Origin of the sequence: Streptomyces luteolus, from assembly GCF_029968015.1 — a bacterium.
In the GTDB taxonomy this organism is placed as follows: Bacteria; Actinomycetota; Actinomycetes; order Streptomycetales; family Streptomycetaceae; genus Streptomyces; species Streptomyces luteolus.
In genome coordinates this window covers 22730-41686 of the sequence record NZ_JASCIS010000039.1, presented here as the reverse complement: position 1 = coordinate 41686, position 18957 = coordinate 22730, and the positions used below count along the sequence as shown (strand labels likewise).

General features: G+C 70.6%; 16 protein-coding genes. 9 read left to right on the top strand and 7 right to left on the bottom strand.

Features of this window, described 5'->3' with window-relative positions; translation table 11 throughout:
- Positions 1 to 321: 321 nt before the first annotated feature.
- A complete protein-coding gene (locus QIT00_RS29380; protein WP_282538465.1) occupies positions 322 to 1185 on the bottom strand; it encodes a helix-turn-helix transcriptional regulator in 864 nt (287 codons plus the stop codon).
- Between the two features lie 115 nt (positions 1186 to 1300).
- On the opposite strand from QIT00_RS29380, the gene QIT00_RS29375 reads away from it, so the two are divergent.
- The 5 genes from QIT00_RS29375 (at position 1301) to QIT00_RS29355 (ending at position 6951) form a co-directional block, all read left to right on the top strand.
- Complete coding sequence (locus QIT00_RS29375; RefSeq protein WP_282538464.1) at positions 1301 to 2365, top strand: aldo/keto reductase; 1065 nt, start codon at positions 1301 to 1303, stop codon at positions 2363 to 2365.
- A 295-nt stretch (positions 2366 to 2660) separates the two neighbouring features.
- A complete protein-coding gene (locus QIT00_RS29370) occupies positions 2661 to 2939 on the top strand; it encodes a hypothetical protein (RefSeq protein WP_282538463.1) in 279 nt (92 codons plus the stop codon).
- Between the two features lie 426 nt (positions 2940 to 3365).
- On the top strand, positions 3366 to 3632 hold the full coding sequence (locus tag QIT00_RS29365; RefSeq protein ID WP_282538462.1) for an acyl carrier protein: 267 nt from the start codon (positions 3366 to 3368) through the stop codon (positions 3630 to 3632).
- Positions 3629 to 4855 (top strand): beta-ketoacyl-[acyl-carrier-protein] synthase family protein, encoded by a 1227-nt coding sequence (locus tag QIT00_RS29360; RefSeq protein ID WP_282538461.1) that lies wholly within the window; start codon positions 3629 to 3631, stop codon positions 4853 to 4855. Before QIT00_RS29365 ends, QIT00_RS29360 begins: the two co-directional genes overlap by 4 nt.
- A gap of 5 nt (positions 4856 to 4860) precedes the next feature.
- On the top strand, positions 4861 to 6951 hold the full coding sequence (locus tag QIT00_RS29355; protein ID WP_282538460.1) for an MMPL family transporter: 2091 nt from the start codon (positions 4861 to 4863) through the stop codon (positions 6949 to 6951).
- On the opposite strand, the gene QIT00_RS29350 is transcribed toward QIT00_RS29355, so the two are convergent.
- The gene (locus tag QIT00_RS29350; protein WP_408909880.1) at positions 6938 to 7963 is read right to left on the bottom strand and encodes a pyridoxal-phosphate dependent enzyme; all 1026 of its coding nucleotides are present in this window, start codon (positions 7961 to 7963) and stop codon (positions 6938 to 6940) included. The genes QIT00_RS29355 and QIT00_RS29350 overlap by 14 nt on opposite strands.
- Positions 7964 to 8462: 499 nt before the next feature.
- Between QIT00_RS29350 and QIT00_RS29345 the strand changes: the two genes are divergently transcribed.
- Both QIT00_RS29345 and QIT00_RS29340 read left to right on the top strand, forming a co-directional pair.
- On the top strand, positions 8463 to 8795 hold the full coding sequence (locus tag QIT00_RS29345) for a hypothetical protein (protein ID WP_282538458.1): 333 nt from the start codon (positions 8463 to 8465) through the stop codon (positions 8793 to 8795).
- Between the two features lie 539 nt (positions 8796 to 9334).
- Positions 9335 to 10558, top strand: a complete 1224-nt coding sequence (locus QIT00_RS29340) for a Cmx/CmrA family chloramphenicol efflux MFS transporter (RefSeq protein WP_282538457.1) — start codon at positions 9335 to 9337, stop codon at positions 10556 to 10558.
- A 125-nt stretch (positions 10559 to 10683) separates the two neighbouring features.
- Here the strand turns inward: QIT00_RS29340 and QIT00_RS29335 are convergent, their stop codons facing one another.
- The 3 genes from QIT00_RS29335 to QIT00_RS29325 are packed head-to-tail and all read right to left on the bottom strand — an operon-like array spanning position 10684 to position 14797.
- Complete coding sequence (locus QIT00_RS29335; RefSeq protein WP_349017210.1) at positions 10684 to 11313, bottom strand: NAD(P)/FAD-dependent oxidoreductase; 630 nt, start codon at positions 11311 to 11313, stop codon at positions 10684 to 10686.
- A gap of 23 nt (positions 11314 to 11336) precedes the next feature.
- Positions 11337 to 12788 carry a nitrosuccinate lyase gene (locus tag QIT00_RS29330; protein ID WP_282538456.1) on the bottom strand — a complete coding sequence of 484 codons (1452 nt, stop codon included), beginning with the start codon at positions 12786 to 12788 and terminating at the stop codon, positions 11337 to 11339.
- Positions 12785 to 14797, bottom strand: coding sequence for an FAD/NAD(P)-binding protein (locus QIT00_RS29325; RefSeq protein WP_408909879.1), 2013 nt, complete (start codon positions 14795 to 14797; stop codon positions 12785 to 12787). Before QIT00_RS29325 ends, QIT00_RS29330 begins: the two co-directional genes overlap by 4 nt.
- Positions 14798 to 15143: 346 nt before the next feature.
- Here QIT00_RS29325 and QIT00_RS29320 point away from each other — a divergent pair, with 346 nt between their 5' ends.
- Together QIT00_RS29320 and QIT00_RS29315 are read left to right on the top strand one after the other, a co-directional pair.
- Positions 15144 to 16016 (top strand): sigma-70 family RNA polymerase sigma factor, encoded by an 873-nt coding sequence (locus QIT00_RS29320; protein WP_282538455.1) that lies wholly within the window; start codon positions 15144 to 15146, stop codon positions 16014 to 16016.
- Positions 16017 to 16214: 198 nt separating this feature from the next.
- Entirely contained in the window at positions 16215 to 17456 is a 1242-nt protein-coding gene (locus QIT00_RS29315) for an acyltransferase family protein (RefSeq protein ID WP_282538454.1), read from the top strand.
- 75 nt (positions 17457 to 17531) lie between these two features.
- Here the strand turns inward: QIT00_RS29315 and QIT00_RS29310 are convergent, their stop codons facing one another.
- Together QIT00_RS29310 and QIT00_RS29305 are read right to left on the bottom strand one after the other, a co-directional pair.
- Positions 17532 to 17975, bottom strand: coding sequence for a carboxymuconolactone decarboxylase family protein (locus QIT00_RS29310; protein WP_282538453.1), 444 nt, complete (start codon positions 17973 to 17975; stop codon positions 17532 to 17534).
- A gap of 222 nt (positions 17976 to 18197) precedes the next feature.
- Positions 18198 to 18914, bottom strand: coding sequence for an SDR family oxidoreductase (locus tag QIT00_RS29305; protein ID WP_282538452.1), 717 nt, complete (start codon positions 18912 to 18914; stop codon positions 18198 to 18200).
- Between the last annotated feature and the right edge of the window lie 43 nt (positions 18915 to 18957).

Genomic DNA, 18957 nt, shown 5'->3' with positions numbered 1-18957 from the left:
CCGATCACACAAGAATCCTCGCTGAAGGCGATGACCTGGGATGAAGTAGATCGAGGGCGCTCTGCAGCGAATGGGCAATTCCCTTGCAGGTAATTTTTCGCCCAATAGAATCAGGTGATCAATGGGCGCGTCTCACTGAAACGACGAGGGCGGTCACCGGCTCCACCGCACCTGACTGTCGAAAGGCTTGGCTATTTTTCGTTCCTACCGCACCAGCGCGCCCCCTTGAAAACGGGTGCGAACTGAGCCACGAAAGCCCTCGACGCAGGGCTGACGTCGAGGCCGACGGTGGGGCGATCTCCTGGAATGGGCGGTTCGACGTCAGCCTGCGCTCAACTGGTCCAACGCCGACTGGCTCTCCTCGTCCGCGGCGCGGTGGATCACCAGCAGTTGGTCCGGATCCTGAAGCGGCGTGAGCGTCTCGAAATGCACTGCGATCGGACCGACTTCGGGATGCCGCATCAACTTGTGCCCGCGCCCGTTGACGTTGACCTCTCGCTCGGCCCACAGTCGCGCGAATTCCGCGTCATGGGTGGTGAATTCGGCGATGCGGTCGGTCAGCGCCTGATCCTCCGGATGCGCGGCCCACGCGGCACGCAGGTGGGCGACCCCCTCCCGTACGACGCGTTCGCGGTCGACGTAGAGCTCGCGCATCGCCGGGTGCATCAGGCACAGCCACATCGCGTTGCGCTGCGACGGCGGCAGGGTGCCGAAATCCAGCAGCAGCCTCGCCATTTCGCCGTTCCAGGCCAGGATGTCGTAGCGGTGGTTCATCAGCATGGCCGGGAGCGGCGACAGGTCGGCGACCAGCCGAGCCAGCGGCGGCGCCGCGGTGGTGGCGGGCTCGTCGGCGTTGCGGGGGCGATGCCGGGCCAGGTCGAAGAGGTAGGCGCGCTCGTCGGGGGCGAGGCGCAGCGCCCGGGACAGTGCCTCCACCACGTCCGCGGAGGGCCGCAGCCCGCGGGCCTGTTCCAGGCGCACGATGTAGTCGATGCTGAGCCCGGCCAGTTCTGCGACCTCTTCGCGGCGCAACCCCGGGGTCCGTCGGGCCTTCCGACGCGACGGGAGGCCGACATCGTGCGGGTCCAGGCGTTCGCGCCGGGTCCGCAGGAACGCGGCCAGCTCCTGTGTCGCGTCCACGGTGCGGGTCGTCGCGGTGCTGGTCGTCGCGGTGCGGGTCGTCACGGTCGCTCCAACAGCCAGGGTGGGACTGGCATTCCCAGGATTTTCCTTCCCTTACCTCCGGCTCGCAGCGGTCACAGACTCGTTCCCGAACGGATCACGAGCACAGGAGGACACCATGGCGCTCACCCTCGACACCTACCGGCTCCTCGGCCGCTCCGGGCTGCGGGTCTCACCGCTGGCGCTGGGCGCGGCGACCTTCGGGACCGAGTGGGGCTGGGGCGCCGAGCAGGACGAGGCGCGCAAGCTGTTCGACCTCTACATCGAGCGGGGCGGCAACTTCATCGACACCGCCGTCACCTACACCGATGGCAGCTCCGAGCGTCTGCTGGGCGAATTCACCCGGGACAACCGCGAAAGCCTGGTGCTGGCAACGAAATACACCACGCTGCGCCGGGCGGGCGATCCCAATTCCGGGGGTCCTCACCGCAAGAACCTTTTCGCGTCGGTGGAAACCAGTCTGCGGCAGCTGAGAACGGACTACATCGATCTGCTCTACCTGCACGTATGGGATTCCACGACACCGGTCGAGGAGATCCTGCGCGGCATGGACGATCTGGTCCGGCAGGGCAAGGTCCTGCACGTGGCGATCTCCAACACTCCTGCCTGGCAGGTGTCGCGCATGCAGGCGGTCGCCGACCTGCGCGGCTGGTCGCCGCTGGTCGCGTTGCAGATCGAGTACAGCCTGATCGAGCGCACCGGGGAACGTGACCTGATCCCCATGGCACGCGAGATGGGGCTGGGCGTGGTGCCGTACTCACCGCTGGCCGGCGGGGTGCTCACCGGCAAGTACAGCCGCGACGACCTGACCTCGACGCACGCCGCAGTCGACGACGGCACCCGCAAGAGTGTGACTCTCGCCAACGGTGTGCTCACCGAACGCAACTTCGCCATCGTGGACGCCGTGAAGGAGGTCGCCACCGAGCTGGGCCGCACCCGCGCCCAGGTCGGGCTGGCCTGGACGCTGCGGAACCCGGGCGTGACGGCACCGATCATCGGCGCCCGTACGCCCGCACAACTCGAGGACAATCTGGGCGCCCTGCAGGTCGAGTTCACCGCCTCCCAGCTGGCCCGCCTCGACGAGGCCAGTGCGATCGGGCTCGGGATCCCGCACGACCTGCTCGCCAACGACTTCGGTCGCTCGCTGACCCGCGGCGACATGAAGGTCGAAACCCGCCGCTGACAGCCGATCGAGCGAGGCCGGGCGGCCCCGGAAAAAACGGATGCCCCAATTCCGGAGTTGAGTAGCTTCGGTCGCTGCGCGGGTCGGTCTCCCCACCGCACCAGAACCTGGTCGGAGCGGACAACTGGCCGGTCCGGCCCGCGGGTTGGGTCGTACGGGGGTGTCCGCGTCCCGGACGGTCATGTCGCCACCGACCGGCTGTTGCTCCGTTCGGGGTGCGTCGATATGAACTGATGCATGAGTCATGGGTGTTGATCGCGCTGTTGCCGTGCAGAGAAGGCTCAGGATCGGGCACGTGGAGACGATCGACGCCGACGCCGTCGGCTACACCGGAGACGCCGTGGGTCCGCGCACCGTGGTGGTGCGCCTTCCGGACGGACGCCGGGTCCAGTCCGAACCCCTCACCGAACCACTGAGCAGACGCCTCGCCGTGCACATCGCCGCGTCCGGCCCCGGGCGGCGAGCCAGGACCGACGACGGCGAGCGGTACACCACGACCGGCAGCGGCCTTGTCCTGGAGGTCCTCGCGGGCACTGCCCGGCATGCCGTCGTGACGGTCGTCCGTGCCCGTTGAGTGACGTGGCCGGACGTGGCCGGTGGCCGGCAGTCGAACTGCCGCGGCGGCCCAACTTCCGTCGTCCGTTCACTTCTTGTCCTCGTGTGCCGACAATGCCCGGGCCCATCCCCGGAGTTGAGGAGGGGAGCGCCGCCGCCGGACGTGTCGCCCGGAGACCTGGACGGAGACCTGGACGGAGTCGGGTTCGCCGGTTTCGGAGCGAGTGGACGGCCGCACCGCCAGGCGTATGAAGTCGGTGCGGCCCGTGGCCCCCGGCCGGTGCGTCGCGCACCTGTGCAGCGGGCGGACGGTTCGATAGGGGATCCCGGCAGCGGGCGTGGGGCACCGTGCACGTCGGCCGCGAACGGCCGGACGTGTCTCGACCCCCGCCATCTCGAACCCCGCCATCTCGACCCCCGTCCACCGACACCAAGGAGAACAACGATGGAGCCCGTCTACGACGTGATGGCCCGCCTGCTCACCGGCCATTTCGGCGTGCCGGAGGAGCAGATCCGGCCGGACGCCACCTTCGAGTCGCTGGAGTTCGACTCGCTCGCCCGGTTGGAGCTGGCCACGCTGCTTGAGGACGACCTCGGCGCGGGCCTGCCCGAGGACCGGCCGGACATGACGCTCGCCGAGGCCGCCGAGCACCTGACGATCGCCGTCGGCGCGGAGAAGGCAACCGAGGCCCTGCGGAAGGCGGTCCGGTGACGGCACGGGACATCGCCGTCACGGGGCTCGGCCTCGTCACCCCCGCTGGGGTGGGCGTCGAGGAGTCCTGGGCGGGGATCTGCGCCGGAACCGGTCTTGCCGCGCGCGACGAGGCCCTCGCCGGACTGCCCGTCGACTTCTCGTGCTGGGTGCCGGACTTCGACGCCGCCGCCCTCCTCGGCCGGCGGCTCACCTGGCGCATCGACCGGTTCATCCAGCTCGCCATGGTGGCCGCGCGCGAGGCGGTGGCGGACGCGGCACTGGACAAGGAAGCGTGGGACGGGCCGCGGGTCGCCGTCGTGATGGGGGTGGCCTCCAACGGAGGCGACGCCTGGGCCGATGCGTACGCCAAGCTCGTCGAGGGCCGCGTCGAGGCCATCTCGCCGACCACGCTGACCCGTTCGCTGCCCAACATGGTCGCCGGCGAGGTCTCGACGGACCTGCAGGCGACCGGGCCCTGCCTCACCACGTCGACGGCCTGCGCCTCCGGGGCCACCGCGATCGGCGTCGCCCGCGACCTGCTGCGCGCGGGGACCTGCGACATCGCGATCGCGGGCGGCACCGACTCCACGCGGGTGCCGATGGGTTCGGCCGCCTTCTACCGGCTCGGCGCGCTCTCCCGGCGCCGTGCCGACCCGGCCGTCGCGTCCCGCCCCTTCGACGCGGACCGGGACGGCTTCGTGCTGAGCGAGGGCGCCGGGGTCCTCGTCCTGGAGCGGCCGGAGTACGCGCGCGCCCGCGGCGTCCGTATCCGCGGCTATCTTTCCGGCTACGGGGCCTCCGCCGACGGCTTCCACGCCACCAGCCCCCGGCCGGACGGCGACGGTGCGCGGCGGGCCGTCGAGGCCGCCCTCGCCGACGCCGGGGCCGACCCGGCGGACGTCCACCACGTCAACGCGCACGGCACCTCGACTCCGCAGGGCGACCGTATCGAGGCGGAGTTGCTCGGTGCCCTCTTCCGTTCGAGTGCGCCGCCGGTGACGTCCGTCAAGGGGGTCATCGGTCACACGCTGGGTGCCGCGGGTGCGGTGGAGGCGGCGGTGACGGTGCTCTCGCTGGAACGGCAGCTCGTCCCGCCGACCGCCAACCTGGACCGGCTCGACGAGGGCGTGGCCATCGACGTCGTCACCAAGGAGCCCCGGGCTCACCGGATGACGGGTGCCCTCAGCAACGCCTTCGGGTTCGGCGGGCAGAACGCCGTGCTCTTCTTCCGGGCCGCGTGACGCGCGTGGCCGCCCGCCCCCGTCTGGTGCTGCTGCTCGCCGCCCTGGTGGCCGCTCTCTGCGCGGTCGCGGGTGCGGGTACCCACGAGCGGCTCGCCAACGGCGGCTACACCGCGAAGGACACCGAGGCGGACCGGGCGGCGGCGGTGCTGGCCCGGGCGGGCGCGGCCCCGCCGGACCTGGTGCTGCTCGCCCGGTCCGCCGCCGGAGTGGACGCTGCGGCCGCCCGCGAGGCGGGCGAGCGGCTCACGCGGGAGCTGGCCGCGGCCGACGGCGTGGAGTCGACCCGCTCGTACTGGTCCCCGGGCGGTGCGCTGCTGCGTTCCGAGGACGGGCGGGCGGCCCTGGTCACCGCGGATCTCGCGGGCGCGGACCGGGACATGGCGGTCACCGCTCGCGGGCTGGTCCCGGGGCTGACGGGCGAGCGCGGGCCCCTGGAGGTCTCCGCGACCGGCCCCTCGTGGGTGAGCGTGCAGGCCGCGGAGGGCAGTGAACGGGACCTGGTCACCGCCGAGTTGATCGCGGCGCCGCTCACGCTGCTGCTGCTCGTGGTGGCGCTGCGTTCGCTGCTCGCCGCGCTGGTGCCCGTCGTCATCGGCGTGCTCGCGGTCGCGGGTACGGCGGCGCTGCTGCGGGCGCTGACGTACGCCATGCCGGTGTCGGTGTTCGCGATGAACCTCACGACGGCGCTCGGCTTCGGACTCGCCGTGGATTACGGCCTGTTCCTCGTCACCCGGTTCCGCGAGGAGCTGGGGCACGGTCTCGGGGTGGCCGACGCCGTTTCCCGCACGGTGCGGACCGCCGGGCGGGCGGTGGTGGCCTCGGCCTGCACGGTGGCCCTGTCGATGGGGGCGCTGCTTGTGCTGCCGCTGCCGTTCCTGCGCTCGATGGCGTGCGCGGGCATGGCGGTCGCGCTGCTCGCGGCCGCCGCGGCCATGGCCGTCGTGCCGCCGGTGCTGCTTCTGCTCGGCGAGCGCATCGGCCGGACCGGGCGGACCGACAGTCCGCTGTGGCGGCGGGTCGCGCGGGTGGTGACGCGCCGGCCCGCGGTGTACGGGGTCGGCTGTGCGGTGCTGCTCGTGCTCTGTGCGGCGCCGTTCGGGCACGTACGTTTCGGGCTCATCGACGAGCGGACGCTGCCGGCGAGCGCGGAGGCCCATGCGACGGCCGAGGAGATCCGGGAGCGGTTCGCGGCGCCCGCCGAGCGCACGCTCACGGTGGTGCTGCCCGAGGTGGCGGACGCCGCCGCGGTCCGGAAGCGGGTGGCCGCGCTGGACGCCGTGGCCGCGGTCCGCGCGGTGTCCCTGCCGGGGCTCGGACCTGTGCTGTCCGTGGCCGGTACGGCGGAGCCGCAGTCGGCCGCGGCGCAGCGGCTTGTGGCCGAGGTCCGCGCGGAGTCTCCGGAGGGTTCCCTGGTGGCGGGCCGCGCCGCGGTGCTCGCGGACACGAAGGCGGCGGTGGCCGAGCGGCTGCCGCTGGCCGGTGGGATCCTCGCGGTCACCACGTGGGCGATGCTCTTCCTGCTGACCCGCAGTGTGCTGCTGCCCTTCAAGGCGCTGCTCGTGGGCGCGTTGAGCCTGACGGCGAGCTTCGGGGTGGTGGTGTACGTCTTCCAGGACGGGCATCTGCGGGGCGTGCTCGGCGGGTTCACCGTCACGGGCGCCCTTGACCTGACGCTGCCGCTGCTCATGGCGGCCGTGGCGTTCGGGCTCGCCGTCGACTACGAGATCTTCCTGCTCTCGCGGGTGCGCGAGCACTGGTTGCGGGGCTTGTCCAACCGGGACGCGGTGGTGGAGGGTGTGGCCCGCACCGGGCGGCTCATCACCACGGCGGCGCTCGCGGTGGCCCTGGTCACGGGCGTACTGGCCACCTCGGGTCTGACGGTGCTCAAACTCCTCGGCACGGGCCTCGCCGTCGCCGTGCTCCTGGACGCGACGGTGGTACGGGGCGTCCTGGTGCCCGCCTTCCTCACCCTGGCGGGCCGCGCCAACTGGTGGGCGCCCGCGTGGCTGCGGAAGGAGTCGTGCGGGCCCGACTGCCGAGCCGTCCGCCAACCCGTTTCACCGTCGCGTGTACGGCGGGTCAGGTCAGGTTGAACCGCTCCGCCCACGCGTGCACGTCGGCCGTCGTCGCGTTGCCGCCGCAGATGATCAGGCCCAGCTTCGCGTTCTTGCCGATGCGGTTCAGGATCCGGCGGGCCGCGGGGAGTACGCAGCCCGCGGCGGGTTCGGTCCAGAGTTTGGCGTGTTCGGCCAGGTCGAGGGTGCCCTGGACCGCTTCGGCGTCGGTGACCGTGAGGACGTCGGTGACGAGGGTCGAGACGTGCTCGTAGGTGAGGGGGGAGGCGCTGGGGGCGCTGAGGGTGGTGACGACGGAGGTGAGTCGGACGGGTACGGGGGCGCCTGCGGCGAGGGCGGCTGTCATGGCCTGGGCGCCTTCGGTTTCGACGCCCCAGACGCGGATGCCGGGGCGGCGGGCCTTCAGGGCGGTGGCGACGCCGGAGATGAGTCCGCCGCCGCCGATGCTGACGACGATGTCGGTCAACTCGCCTGCGTCTTCGGCGAGTTCGAGGCCGACTGTGCCCTGGGCGGCGATGACGACGGGGTCGTCGAAGGGGTGGACGAGGGTGAGGCCCTTCGTACGGAGTTCGTCGACGTGGGCGAAGGCGGCGTCCATGGTGTCGGCGAGGACGACGTGTGCTCCGGCGGCCTCCGCGGTCTCGACGGCGCGGCGGGGGGCGGTGCGGGGCATGACGACGGTCGCGTCGATGCCGAGTGCGCCGGCCATGACGGCGGTGGCGATGCCGTGGTTGCCGCCGCTGACCGCGACCACTCCGGCGGCGCGTTCCTCGTCGGACAGCGACAGCAGCTTGGCGGTGGCGCCGCGCGACTTGAAGGAGCCGGTGCGCTGGAGGAGTTCGAGCTTGGTGGTGACCGGGGCGCCGAGGAGTCCGGTCAGCCCCGGGCTGGTGACGGTGGGGGTGCGCAGTACGTGCGGGGTGATCTGCGCGGCTGCGGCTTCCACGTCCCGGGCGGTGATGAGCACTGATGCCTCCGTCGCACGATCGCACGATGCCGTACCGCTGACGGCTGCGGCAGTTTCGATCATCGTACGCCAGGGGGCTCGCGCGAGGTGGTGTGCAGGGGTTCTCCAGCGGGGGTCGGCAGGGTGTGCGGCGTCCGTCTGTGACTCTGTTCGTCGGGAGGCCGGTCATGTCCGTGCACGTTTCCGTCGCTGCTTCCGGAGGGGGCGGTGGGCCGGTGTCCGGGAGGGGGCGGGTTCGGCTGCGGGAGAGGGGTCGCGAGCTGGCGACGTCAACTGGCACGGCGGGCCTACGTACCCGTTGAGCCCACCAGGAGAACGGCTGAGACGCACTCGGCTTCGGCCGAGAAACGGTCGCGGAAAAGTGCTCGACGCCTTCCACTGGGTCATCCCGTCCCTGCCGGGTTTCGGCTTCTCCGGCCACACCCGCGCCAAGGGCTGGGGGGGGGACGGCACGCCGACCGCATCACCGGGGTGCACGTCAACCAGATCTTCTCCTTCCCTCCGACGACCCGGCCGCAGCCGCAGACCCTGTCGCACGCCCTCACCGACTCCCCTACCGGGCATGCTCGCCTGGATCTGCCAACTGCTCGGTGGTGTCCCCGACCCGGACGTGATCCTCACCAACGCCACGATCTACTGGCTCACCAACACCGCCGCGTCCTCGGCACGGTTCTGCTACGAGAACCACCACGCCGAGCCGGACGGCGAGCCGACCGCGTTCCCGCTCGGACTCGCCTCGTTCGCCCACGACTTCCGCCCGCTGCGCCGCTTCGCCGAGCGCGGCCACAAGAACATCGTGTCCTTGGGCGAGTGCGACCCCGGCAGCCACTGGGCCCCCGACGCTACCGATCTGCTGGGCGAGGATCTGCGGTCCTTCTTCCGCCGGGTGCGCTGAAGTTCCCCTCGGTGTCTGCCCTGGGCCGGGGGGTCGCGCCCCGTGTGGTCATCGCGCCGGTGGAGCTGCCGGGCAGGGGTGGCGTGCGGGCCCAGGAGCCCGTCCCGGTGCTCCGGAGACACTCCTTCAGGACCTGCTGCCACCCTCGGTGACGCGGTGGTGCGACCAGCCGTTCGCCCTGTTCGGGCACGGGTGAGGCGCACGGCTCGCCCACGCGTGGGCAGGCTTGCGGCTCTCCTTCGTAGCTTTCCCGGTATTGGCAACAGAAGTTGTGCGCCCGGCGCCACTGGGAGCAGCGTCAGGGACACACGGCGGCCGCCACGTTCGGCGTGGCGGAACCGGTGCGCCGTACCACCCGCAGGCCTGGAACACGCGCCCCTCTCGTCCTCGACTCCGTTCTGCCCGAGGCCGGTCGGCCTGTCGGCCGCTCGCCCGGAGCACCCGAACCGTCCGGCTGCGGCAGCCCGCAGCCTCTCGGTAGCCCGCCCGCCTGCGCCCTGACCTGTCACCCGTACACCCGATCAAGGAGCTCGCACCCGATGAGCGTCCAAACAGAATCCGCACAGCAGTCGCCCGGCTCCGGCAACACCGGCCAGAACGGCAAGGGCCTGCCGCTGGCCGTCTATCTGCTCGCGTTCAGCCTGTTCGCCATGGGCAGCGCGGAGTTCCTCCTGGCCGGGGTCCTCCCCGACGTCGCCGACGACCTGAATATCTCGCTGTCCTCCGCCGGCGCGTTGATCTCGGCGTTCGCCATCGGTGTGGTCATCGGCGGACCGCCGCTCGCCGTGCTGACGCTGCGCTGGCCGCGGCGGACCACGCTGGTGGCGACGCAGGTCCTGTTCGCCGTCTGCGTGGCGATCGGCCTGGTGACCGACAGCTACGCCGTGCTGCTCATCACCCGCTTCGTCCTGGGGCTCGCCTACGCCGGCTTCTGGGCGGTCGCGGCGGTCACCGCGATCAGCCTGGTCCCGGCCGACCGCACGGCACGCGCCTCCGGCGTGGTCGTCAGCGGGCTCAGCGTCGCGATGGTGGCCGGCGGCCCGGCCGGTGCGATGCTCAGCCACTTCACCGGCTGGCGGGGCGGGTTCTGGGGCGTGGTGGCGCTGACCGTCCTCGGTACGGTGCTCACGCTCGTCGCCGTGCCCGCGACCCGGGCGACCGAAGAGCCCAGCGTCAAGCGGGAGTTGCGGACGATGCGCAAGCCGCAGCTGTGGGTCGTCTACCTCGCCACCCTGCTGAGCACCGCCGCGTACATGATCTCGTACAACTACCTCGCGGCGTTCCTCACCGACATCACCGGCATCGACTCCGTGTGGGTTCCCGCGATCCTCACCCTGTTCGGCGTGGGCGCCTTCGTCGGACTGTCCGTCGGCGGCAGGACGGCCGACGGCCGTCCGCACTTCGCCTTCCTGCTCGGGGCGGGCGGGATCCTGGTCTGCTCCGTGCTGCTGGCCGCGCTGGCCGACCACGTGCTGGCCGTCGTACCGCTCGTGCTGCTGCTCGGCATCGCTGGTTTCGTGCTCAACCCGGCCATCTACGGGCGAGTGTTCGCCATCGCCTCGCAGGCGCCCACTCTGGCCGGCTCCACCGCGGTATCGATGTTCCAGCTCGGCATCAGCATCGTCCCCGCGCTCGCCGGAGTCGCCCTGGGCGCCGGCGCCGGGCTCACCGCCATCCCGTGGATCGGCGCCGCCCTGGCGCTGCTCACCGTGCCGGTCGTCCTGGCCGACCGCGCGGCCTCCCGCAAGGAGGCGCAGGCCTGAGGCCGACCGCCCGACCGGACAGCGGAACGCATACGAGCGCCGACCGGTCCGCGGGCCGGTCGGCGCTCGCCGCTGTGCACCCCGTACGGGCGGATTCGGGGAGAATCCCGTACGGGGGACAGCCGTCAGGCCTGGCCGGCGGCGTTCTCGACGTCCTCCTCGACCAGGTCGATGTTGAGGGCGAACGCGGCGGCGGCGCCCTGGCCGGCCGCGGTGATCACCTGGGCGCGCGGGTCGACGACGTTGCCGACGGCCCAGACGCCCGGGTCGCTGGTGCGTCCGGTGCGGTCGGTGACCAGCCAGCCGCCCTCGTCCTTCTTGCAGTCCAGGCCGTCGATCGCGGCGTCGAGCGGTGCCATCTGCGAGATCAGGAAGGCCGCGGTGCGCGGCACCGTGGTGCCGTCGGCGAGTTCGACGCCGCTCAACCGGTCGCCGTCGACGACCAGTTGCCTGATGGGGCCCTCGGCGATCCGGATGCCGCGGGCCTCCAGGCGTCCCCGGTCGGCGTCGCTCAGCTCCAGCGTGTGCGGGAAGAAGACGATGTCCGCGGACCACTGGCGCAGCAGCTGGGCGTGGCCCATGGCGCCGCCGGGGTGGGTGCCGAGCACCGCGATGGGCTGGTCCCGTACCTCGTAGCCGTGGCAGTACGGGCAGAACACCACGTTCTTGCCCCAGCGTTCGCGCACCCCGGGGATGTCCGGCAGGCCGTCGCGCGAAGGTCCGACTCGTCGCGACCGGCACGGCTTGTGGATCACCCGCTTGATGCTGAGCAGGCAACTCACTCCCGAACGGCGCACCGACCTTGATGAGTTGGGTAGTGCGGGTAGGGGGCTGCGAGTGCGCAGTCGACCAGGGGGCCTGCTGCGCCCGTGTATGCGGTCGGGTCGAGTAGGTCGGTCAGTTCGGTTGGGGTGAGTACTCCGTTCAGTTGCGGTAGGCGGTGGAGGACTTCTGCCAACGGTCGGTGTGTTTCTGCTGCTTGACGGGATGCCTGAGTGAGGAGGTCCTTGGCGACTGTCTTGCCCAAGCGGGGGGCCAGAAAGGCCGAGACTCGTTCGGAGACTATCTGCCCGCCAGTCATGTTCAGGTTGGTACGCATTTGCTCGGGGTGGATGGTGAGTCCCTGGACAAGTTCGACCGCGGTGTGGGCGGCGCCGCCGGTCAGACGGAGGCACTCCCGCAGTGGCTGCCATTCGGTGTGCCAGACCCCGGCGGAGCGTTCATCCTCGGTGGTGAGGCAGTGCGTCAGGGTGGAGGTGAGGGCGGGGACTTGGAGGGCTGCTGAGCGGATGAGGGTGGCCAGGACCGGGTTGCGCTTGTGGGGCATGGCTGAGGACATGCCCCGGTCATCGGTGGTGGGTTCAGTTGCTTCGCCGATTTCGGTACGGGTGAGGACCTGTACGTCGGCGGCGATCTTGCCCAGGGCGCCGCTGGTGTGGGCGAGGGCCGCGGCGAGGTCGGCGATGGGGGTGCGCAGGGCGTGCCAGGGCAGCACGGGGGTCGCAAGGCCTGTTTCGTCGGCGAAGGCCGTAACGAGGTTGTCGAGTACGGCCGCTGGGGCTGCGTCGTCATCTGCGTACTGGAGGTATCCGGCCAGTGTCCCGGCTGCGCCGCCGAGGGCCACGGGCAGGCCGTTGACGGCGACGTGTTCCAGGCGTGTGGTCGCGGCCAGGACGAGCTGGCGCCAGCCGGCTGCCTTGAGCCCGAAGGTGGTGGGCACGGCGTGCAGGGTGAGGGTGCGGCCGGCCATCACGGTGTCGCGGTGTGTGGCAGCGAGGCCGGTGAGGGCCGCGGCCACGACCTTGAGGTCGGTGACGATCTGGCGGAGTGCCCGGGAGGCCACGAGCATGGCGCCGGTGTCGAAGATGTCCTGGCTGGTGGAGCCGCGGTGGACGTATTCGGCGGCTTCGGGTGAGCGCCTGGCCACTAGGGTGGTGAGTTGTTTGACCAGGCCCACTACGGGGTTGGCTGTTTCGCGTGCGGCCAGGGCGAGTTGTCGTATGTCCAGGTGTTCCGCGCGTGCTGCGGCTGTGATGTGTGCGGCGGCGGATTGAGGGACGGTGCCGCAGCGTGCTTGGGCGCGGGCGAGGGCGGCCTCTGCGTCGAGCATGGCCTGTAGCCAGGCGGTGTCGCCGACTGCTGCTTCTACGGGGGTGCCTGCGCGGACCGGGGAGAGGAGTCCGGTATCCAGGGGGGCAGCGGTGGCTGGTGGTTCGTGTGTCGGCGTCATGGTGTTGCTCCCGCGCTTGTGGCCGGTGCTCCGGTGGCTGTGGTGGCCTTGGTGGTGGGGGTGTCTGTGTGGGCCGGTAGTGGGGGCAGCGCCAGGACTGCTGCTGCTATGGCGTCGGAGTCCTCGAGGGTTACCGAGCCGACGCCGGGCCTGATTCCGGCTGCGGTCACCCAGTGCACAGACTCGGTGGGTACGCCGTAGGCGAAGCGGCGCGGGTGGGGGGTTCCGTGGGAGTCGAGCAGGTGGTAGGGGCGTTTTGTGACGGCGAGTCCGCCGGTCTCGTAGTGCGTGCCGCCGCGGACGGGGACGCGGTAGGGGTGGCACTGGCCGGTGCGGAGGAGGTGGCGCATCAGGGGATCGGCGGTGCGGCGCAGGTCGGTGTCGGGTAGGCGGGCCTCGATCAGGGCGGTGGCGGGCACGTTGACGTCGGGGATCTCGGTGGACGTACCGGTGAAGTGGGGGTGGGGGTCTTGTGCGGTGGTGATGTTCAGGCCTGGACCGGTGATGTCGAGGATGCCTGCGTCGATGAGGGCGGCCATTTCTTCGATACGGGATGCTGGGGGGCCGATGGACAGGTAGGCGTTGAGTGGGGTGTACCAGCGGTCGAGGTCGTCGCGGTGGGAGTCGGCGGCGAGTCCGCCGTGGTCGACGGCGAGCCGGATTTCGTTGCGGAGGTCGCGTAGTACGTCGAGGGCGGCTTTGAAGGGGCCGGTGACGTTTCCTTCGCGGGCGCGGTGTACGTCGTTGTCAAGGTGGGTGCGCAGCCAGGTGCGGAAGGTGTCCCTGTTGCTCAGGTCGTGGGGGGTGTAGGGGCGGGCTACCTTGTCCCAGTCCCAGCGTTCGTCGGTGGGGATGTGTGCCTCGTCGAGGAGTTGGTCAGAAGCTGGGCCGGGTTCGGTGTGCAGGTAGTGGGTGGTGAACTCGGCGATGTGAGTGGGGGGTTCGCCCCGGGCGGTGAGGAGTGCGCGGTAGTAGACGCTCTGTACTTCTCGGGAGATCAGTGGCCATAGGTCGGTGCTGAAGCGGATCGGTCTGCGGCGGGTGTCGGGGGTGCGGAGTTCTTCGATGTGGCGGGTGGTCAGCAGGTTGGGGAAGTAGCGGCCGTCGGCGCCCTTTTCGTTGTCGCCGCGGGCCTGGTAGGGGACGCCGCGGCGGGATCCGGCGTGCAGGCGGGGTTCGCGGCCGGAGGGGTGGTAGACGAGGCGGCCGTCGGTGCGGGTGTAGGTGCCGCCACGGCCCTGGGTGAGCAGGGCCATGTAGTCGAAGAAGTTCAGGCCGAGTCCGCGGAGGAGCACGGTTTCGCCGGGTGCGATGCCAGAGAGGTCGATGTCGGCCGGGTTGGCCGGGGCGATGTAGGTGAGGCCGTGGCGGGCGGCGAATCCGGTCAGTTCGCGCTCTGCCGGGGTGAGTTGGGCAGGTACGTGGCCTTGGGCGAGGACGACTGCGGAGAGGCCTGTCAGGCTGGTGCCGTCTGCCAGGAGTACGGTTTGCGCCCTGGTGCTGTCGGTCGTGCTGTTGTCCAGGGCTATGGCCCGTGAGCGGTGGGTGTGCACGGTGATGTGGTCGGCCGCGTTGGCGGTGACCTGTTGGAAGACCCAGACGAGGTAGTGGCCGTACAGGGCGCGGGTGGGGTAGGTGTCCGGGCCCAGGTCGCGGACTTCGGCGAGGGTCTGGTCGTCGTGAGGCCGACCGTCGCCGGGGGTGAGGGCGCTCGGGCCGAGGGCTTTGGCCCACTGGTAGAGGCTGGGGCCTTCCTCAAGTGGGCCGTCGATGGTGACGCTTGCGTCGGTGTACACGGTGACTTGAGAGGCGACGGTGTTCATCAGCAGGTGCCGGGACTGCGAGGGTCGCCATACCCGGCCGGAGCCGGGCGGGTCCGGGTCGACGACGTGCACGGTGAGGTGTTCCCATCGGGGGGACTTCCGTTCCTGTGCGCAGAGCCGTTCCAGTACGGAAAGGCCGCGTGGTCCGGCGCCGACGAGGCACACTTCCATACGTCCGCTGCTCACGAGGACACTCCGCTCGGCAGGCGGGGACGGCCGGCCGCGGCGTCTGTGTCTGCGGCGCCGCGTCGGCAGCCGTCCCCAGGGGTCGGGGTGGGTTCCTGGGGTTCAGGTGGAACGGGACGGCTGCCGTAACCGGTGGTTGTGCGGGGTGGATCTGTTGTGGGCGCCCGGGTGTGCCGTCCACGGCTCCTTCTTTCCGCCACCGTCGGCGGGGGCGCTCAAACCGGGCTCGGGTTCCGGTGGAGGACAGGGCCTTGGGAGGGGGTGCGAGCTGGGTGGACGCGGGTTCTCGTCACAATGCGGGGGTCCGGTACGTCAGGCTGGTGACGGCAGACGACCTGGAGGTGTCATGGACGAGCAGGAGTGGCTGGCTCAGCGGTTCGAGGAGAGCCGGGATCATCTACGGGCGGTTGCCTATCGGATGCTGGGTTCGCTTACCGAGGCGGATGACGCAGTGCAGGAGGCCTGGCTGCGGCTGAGCCGCTCGGACGACCGCGGCATCGAGAATCTCCGGGGCTGGCTGACGACCGTGGTGGGGCGGGTGTGCCTGGATGTGCTGCGGCAGCGGCGGATCCGCCGTGAAGATTCGTTCGACGCTGCGGTGCCCGCGTCGGCGATGGTGCAGGACGATGACGGGGACCCCGAACAGCAGGCGCTGCTTGCCGATTCGGTGAGTCTGGCGCTGCTTGTGGTGCTTGAGTCGCTGGAGCCGCCGGAGCGGCTGGCGTTTGTGCTGCACGACATGTTCGGGGTGCCGTTCGACGAGATCGCGCCGATCGTGGAGCGTACTCCGGCGGCGGCCCGGCAGTTGGCGAGCCGTGCCCGGCGGCGGGTGCGCGGGGGTGCGCCGTCGGCGTCGTCGGGGGGTGACCAGGATCTGCGGCGGCGGCGTGAGGTCGTGGAGGCGTTCGTGACTGCGGCGCGCGGGGGCGACTTCGATGCGCTGGTCGCCGTACTGGATCCGGATGTGGTGGCGCGTTCCAATGGGCAGTTGCAGCGCGGGTCCGCGGCGGTGGCCAGGGCGGCGGCGACGTTCGCGCAGATCGCGCGGGTGGCGCAGCCGGCGCTCATCGATGGTTCGCCGGGGGTCATCGCTGCGCAGGTCGGGGAGCGTTTCCGGGCGATGACGTTCGAGATCGAGGGCGAGCGGATCACGGAGATCGAGGTGATCACGGATCCGGAGCGGCTGCGGCTTCTGGATGTGGCGCTGCTCGACGCCTGAGCCCGGCAGTTGGGCAGGCGGACATACGGATACGGCTGGACGGCCCGGCCCTTGAGTGGGTGCCGGGCCGTCGGCGTTCGCGTCCAGGGCTCCGGATCACGGCACCAGTAAAGTTCAAGCCACTCACCGTTTAATCAGCGCGCACTGGTGACTTGCACGTTCCGCAGGTCGCTTCCCCATGCGCGAGGAGAGTTTGTCGTGATACGCGACGAAACAACGGGTGGTCGTGCCCCGTCCACGATGATGGACAAGCCGCCACCGGCAGCCAAGAATCTGGCCAGGAAGCCGACGGAGCGCAGACATGCCTCGCGACTGCCGTCGCTGACCGGGCTGCGGATCGCCGCGGCGCTCTTGGTGTTCTTCAACCACGTCGGGTTGCCGCTGCCGCATCTTCGGTTTCTGGAGTCGGATGCGGCCGCGTTCCGGCTGTTCGACATGACGGGGGACGCCGGGTCGCTCGGGGTGGTGTTCTTCTTCGTACTCAGTGGCTTTGTGCTCACCTGGTCGGCTCGCGGGGACGACACCGCGCGGCGGTTCTGGCGCAGACGGTTCGTCAAGGTCTATCCGAACTACGCGATCACCTGGGCGCTCGCCATGGTGCTTGTGGCGTCGGCGTACACCCCGGCGGGGACCGCGCTGGCGAACCTGTTCATGGTGCATGTGTGGGTGCCGGAGTTCGCGGTGTTCTCCAGCGTCAATGAGCCGAGCTGGTCGCTGGGGTGTGAGGTGCTCTTCTACGCGTCCTTCCCGTTGCTGCACAACCTGTTCAAGCGCATCCGGGCGGGTCACTTGAAGTACTGGATCGCAGGGACGGCCGCCGCGGTGATGGCGACGCCGCTGGTGACGCACCTGTTCGTCCCGGACCGTCCGCTGTTTCCGGGTGCCGCGCTCGGGGCGCCGATCTCCGCCGAGCAGTACTGGTTCGCGTACTACATGCCGGCGACGCGGATGCTGGACTTCGCGCTCGGCATGCTGGTCGCGCAGGCGGTACTGCGCGGGCGCTGGTTCAACATCGGCATGGCCTGGTCGGCGCTGCTGCTCGTCGGCAGCTATGTGGCGTGCACGTTCGTGCCGTTCCTGTACGCGCAGCGGTCGATGACCATCGTCCCGATCATTTTCCTGATCGCGGCGGCCGCGTCCTCGGACATCAAGGGCAAGTCCCGGTTCTGGAGCAGCCGTCCGATGGTGTGGCTGGGGGAGATCTCGTTCGCCTTCTATCTGATCCACTTCATCGTGCTGACGTTCCTGCGCAAGCAGCTGGACGGCTTCTTCTCGGTCTGGGAAACGGCCGGCATCGTGACGCTGGCGCTCGGGGTGACGGTGTTGCTGTCCTGGGCGCTGTATGCGCTGGTGGAGCGGCCGATCACCCGGCGCTGGTCGACGTCGCCCGGTGAGCGGCGTGAACGGGACCAGGACCGGCTGCCTGCGGCAGCGGTCTGAGTGTCCCCGTACATCGCTGGGGCGGCCGGCCGCCGTGCGTGGCGGGCCGGGCCGCCCTTGACCGGAGCTGCAGGGTCACCAGGCTTTGCCGGCGATCTGCTGGGTGGTGGCGTTGAGGCGGTTGAAGAGGTTGGCCACACCGGTCTGCAGGACGAGGGCGGCCAGCTGCTTCTCGTCGTAGTGGCGGGCTGCCTCGGCCCACAGGTCGTCGGGTACCGCGTCGCTGCGGTCGGCGAGCCGGGTCGCGGCCTCGGCCAGGGCGAGGGCGGCCCGTTCGGCGTCGGTGAAGAAGGGGGTGTCGCGCCAGGCGGCCACCGTCGCGAGCCGCTCGTCGGTCTCGCCGGCCTCGCGGGCGCTGCGGGAGGCCGCGTCGACACATGCGCTGCAGCCGTTGATCTGGCTGACCCGCAGGTGGACGAGTTCCAGGGTGGGCTGGGGTACGCCGCCCTCGCGGGTCGCCTTCATCAGCAGCCCGATGCCCTTCATGGCGTCGGGAAGGAATCCGGCGGGGTTGTTCATGCGTGCTTCCATTGTTGCTTCCCGTCTTCGCTGGGTGAGGTGGGATGTGCGGGGTGGGGGGCTCGGGTCGTCCCCCGTCGGACCGCCGGGTTCAGCGCCGGGCCGTACGGCGGGTCCGGTTCTGTGGCTCCCGCGCGTCACCCGTGGCGGCCTTCGCCTGGGGCAGGCGGAGGCCGCCACGGGGCTGCCCGGCCCAGGTGCGGGCGGGGCGGCAGGGGTTTGTCACCAGGGCAGTGCGCTTCCGTCGTGCTTGAAGAACGCGGCGTTGGGGCCGTCCTCGCCGATGGTCGCCAGCTGGACGGCGATCTTCGCCCCGTGCTCGGCGGTGAGGAATCCCTGGTGGGCGTTGATGTCGGTGGCGCAGTAGCCCGGGTCGCAGGCGTTGATCTTGATCGGGCTGCCCCACAGTTCCTTGGCGTACGCCACAGTGATCATGTTCAGGGCTGCCTTGGACGAGTTGTACGGCATGTTGTTGAGCGGCCACAGCGGGGTGTCCTCAAGCATCACCTGGGTCTTCGAGGCGAGCTCGCTGGACTGGTTGACGATGCGGGCGGCCGGTGCCTTGCGCAGCAGCGGCAGCATCGCGTTGGTCACCGTGACCACGCCGAACACGTTGGTCTCGTACATGTTCCGCAGCGTTTCGAGGGTGGTGCCGGTGGGGACGCCGGCAGGCGGCGGGACGGTGATCCCGGCGTTGTTGACCAGGATGTCCAGGCGGCCGTACTCCTGCTCGATCCACTTGGCGGCGGTCTCGACGCTCCGGGGGTCGGTGACGTCCAGTTGTACGAACGGCTGGCCGAGCTTGTCCGCCGCGGCCTTGCCCCGCTGCTCGTCGCGCGCCCCGATGACGGCGGTGATGCCGAGTTCACCGAGCTGGCGCGCTATCTCGAATCCGATGCCTTTGTTTGCTCCCGTGATCAGAGCGATTTTCGCGCTCATACCTACCTCTCCACGGACACGGTCAGAATTCGGGCCTCGGGCC

What these genes read in the sequence shown, in the direction of transcription:
- QIT00_RS29375 (WP_282538464.1), top strand. Translation starts at nt 1,301, where the DNA reads ATGGCGCTCACCCTCGACACCTACCGGCTCCTCGGCCGCTCCGGGCTG.
- QIT00_RS29365 (WP_282538462.1), top strand. Translation starts at nt 3,366, where the DNA reads ATGGAGCCCGTCTACGACGTGATGGCCCGCCTGCTCACCGGCCATTTC.
- QIT00_RS29350 (WP_408909880.1), bottom strand. Translation starts at nt 7,963, where the DNA reads ATGATCGAAACTGCCGCAGCCGTCAGCGGTACGGCATCGTGCGATCGT.
- QIT00_RS29345 (WP_282538458.1), top strand. Translation starts at nt 8,463, where the DNA reads ATGCTCGCCTGGATCTGCCAACTGCTCGGTGGTGTCCCCGACCCGGAC.
- QIT00_RS29340 (WP_282538457.1), top strand. Translation starts at nt 9,335, where the DNA reads ATGAGCGTCCAAACAGAATCCGCACAGCAGTCGCCCGGCTCCGGCAAC.
- QIT00_RS29330 (WP_282538456.1), bottom strand. Translation starts at nt 12,788, where the DNA reads ATGACGCCGACACACGAACCACCAGCCACCGCTGCCCCCCTGGATACC.
- QIT00_RS29320 (WP_282538455.1), top strand. Translation starts at nt 15,144, where the DNA reads ATGGACGAGCAGGAGTGGCTGGCTCAGCGGTTCGAGGAGAGCCGGGAT.
- QIT00_RS29310 (WP_282538453.1), bottom strand. Translation starts at nt 17,975, where the DNA reads ATGAACAACCCCGCCGGATTCCTTCCCGACGCCATGAAGGGCATCGGG.
- QIT00_RS29305 (WP_282538452.1), bottom strand. Translation starts at nt 18,914, where the DNA reads ATGAGCGCGAAAATCGCTCTGATCACGGGAGCAAACAAAGGCATCGGA.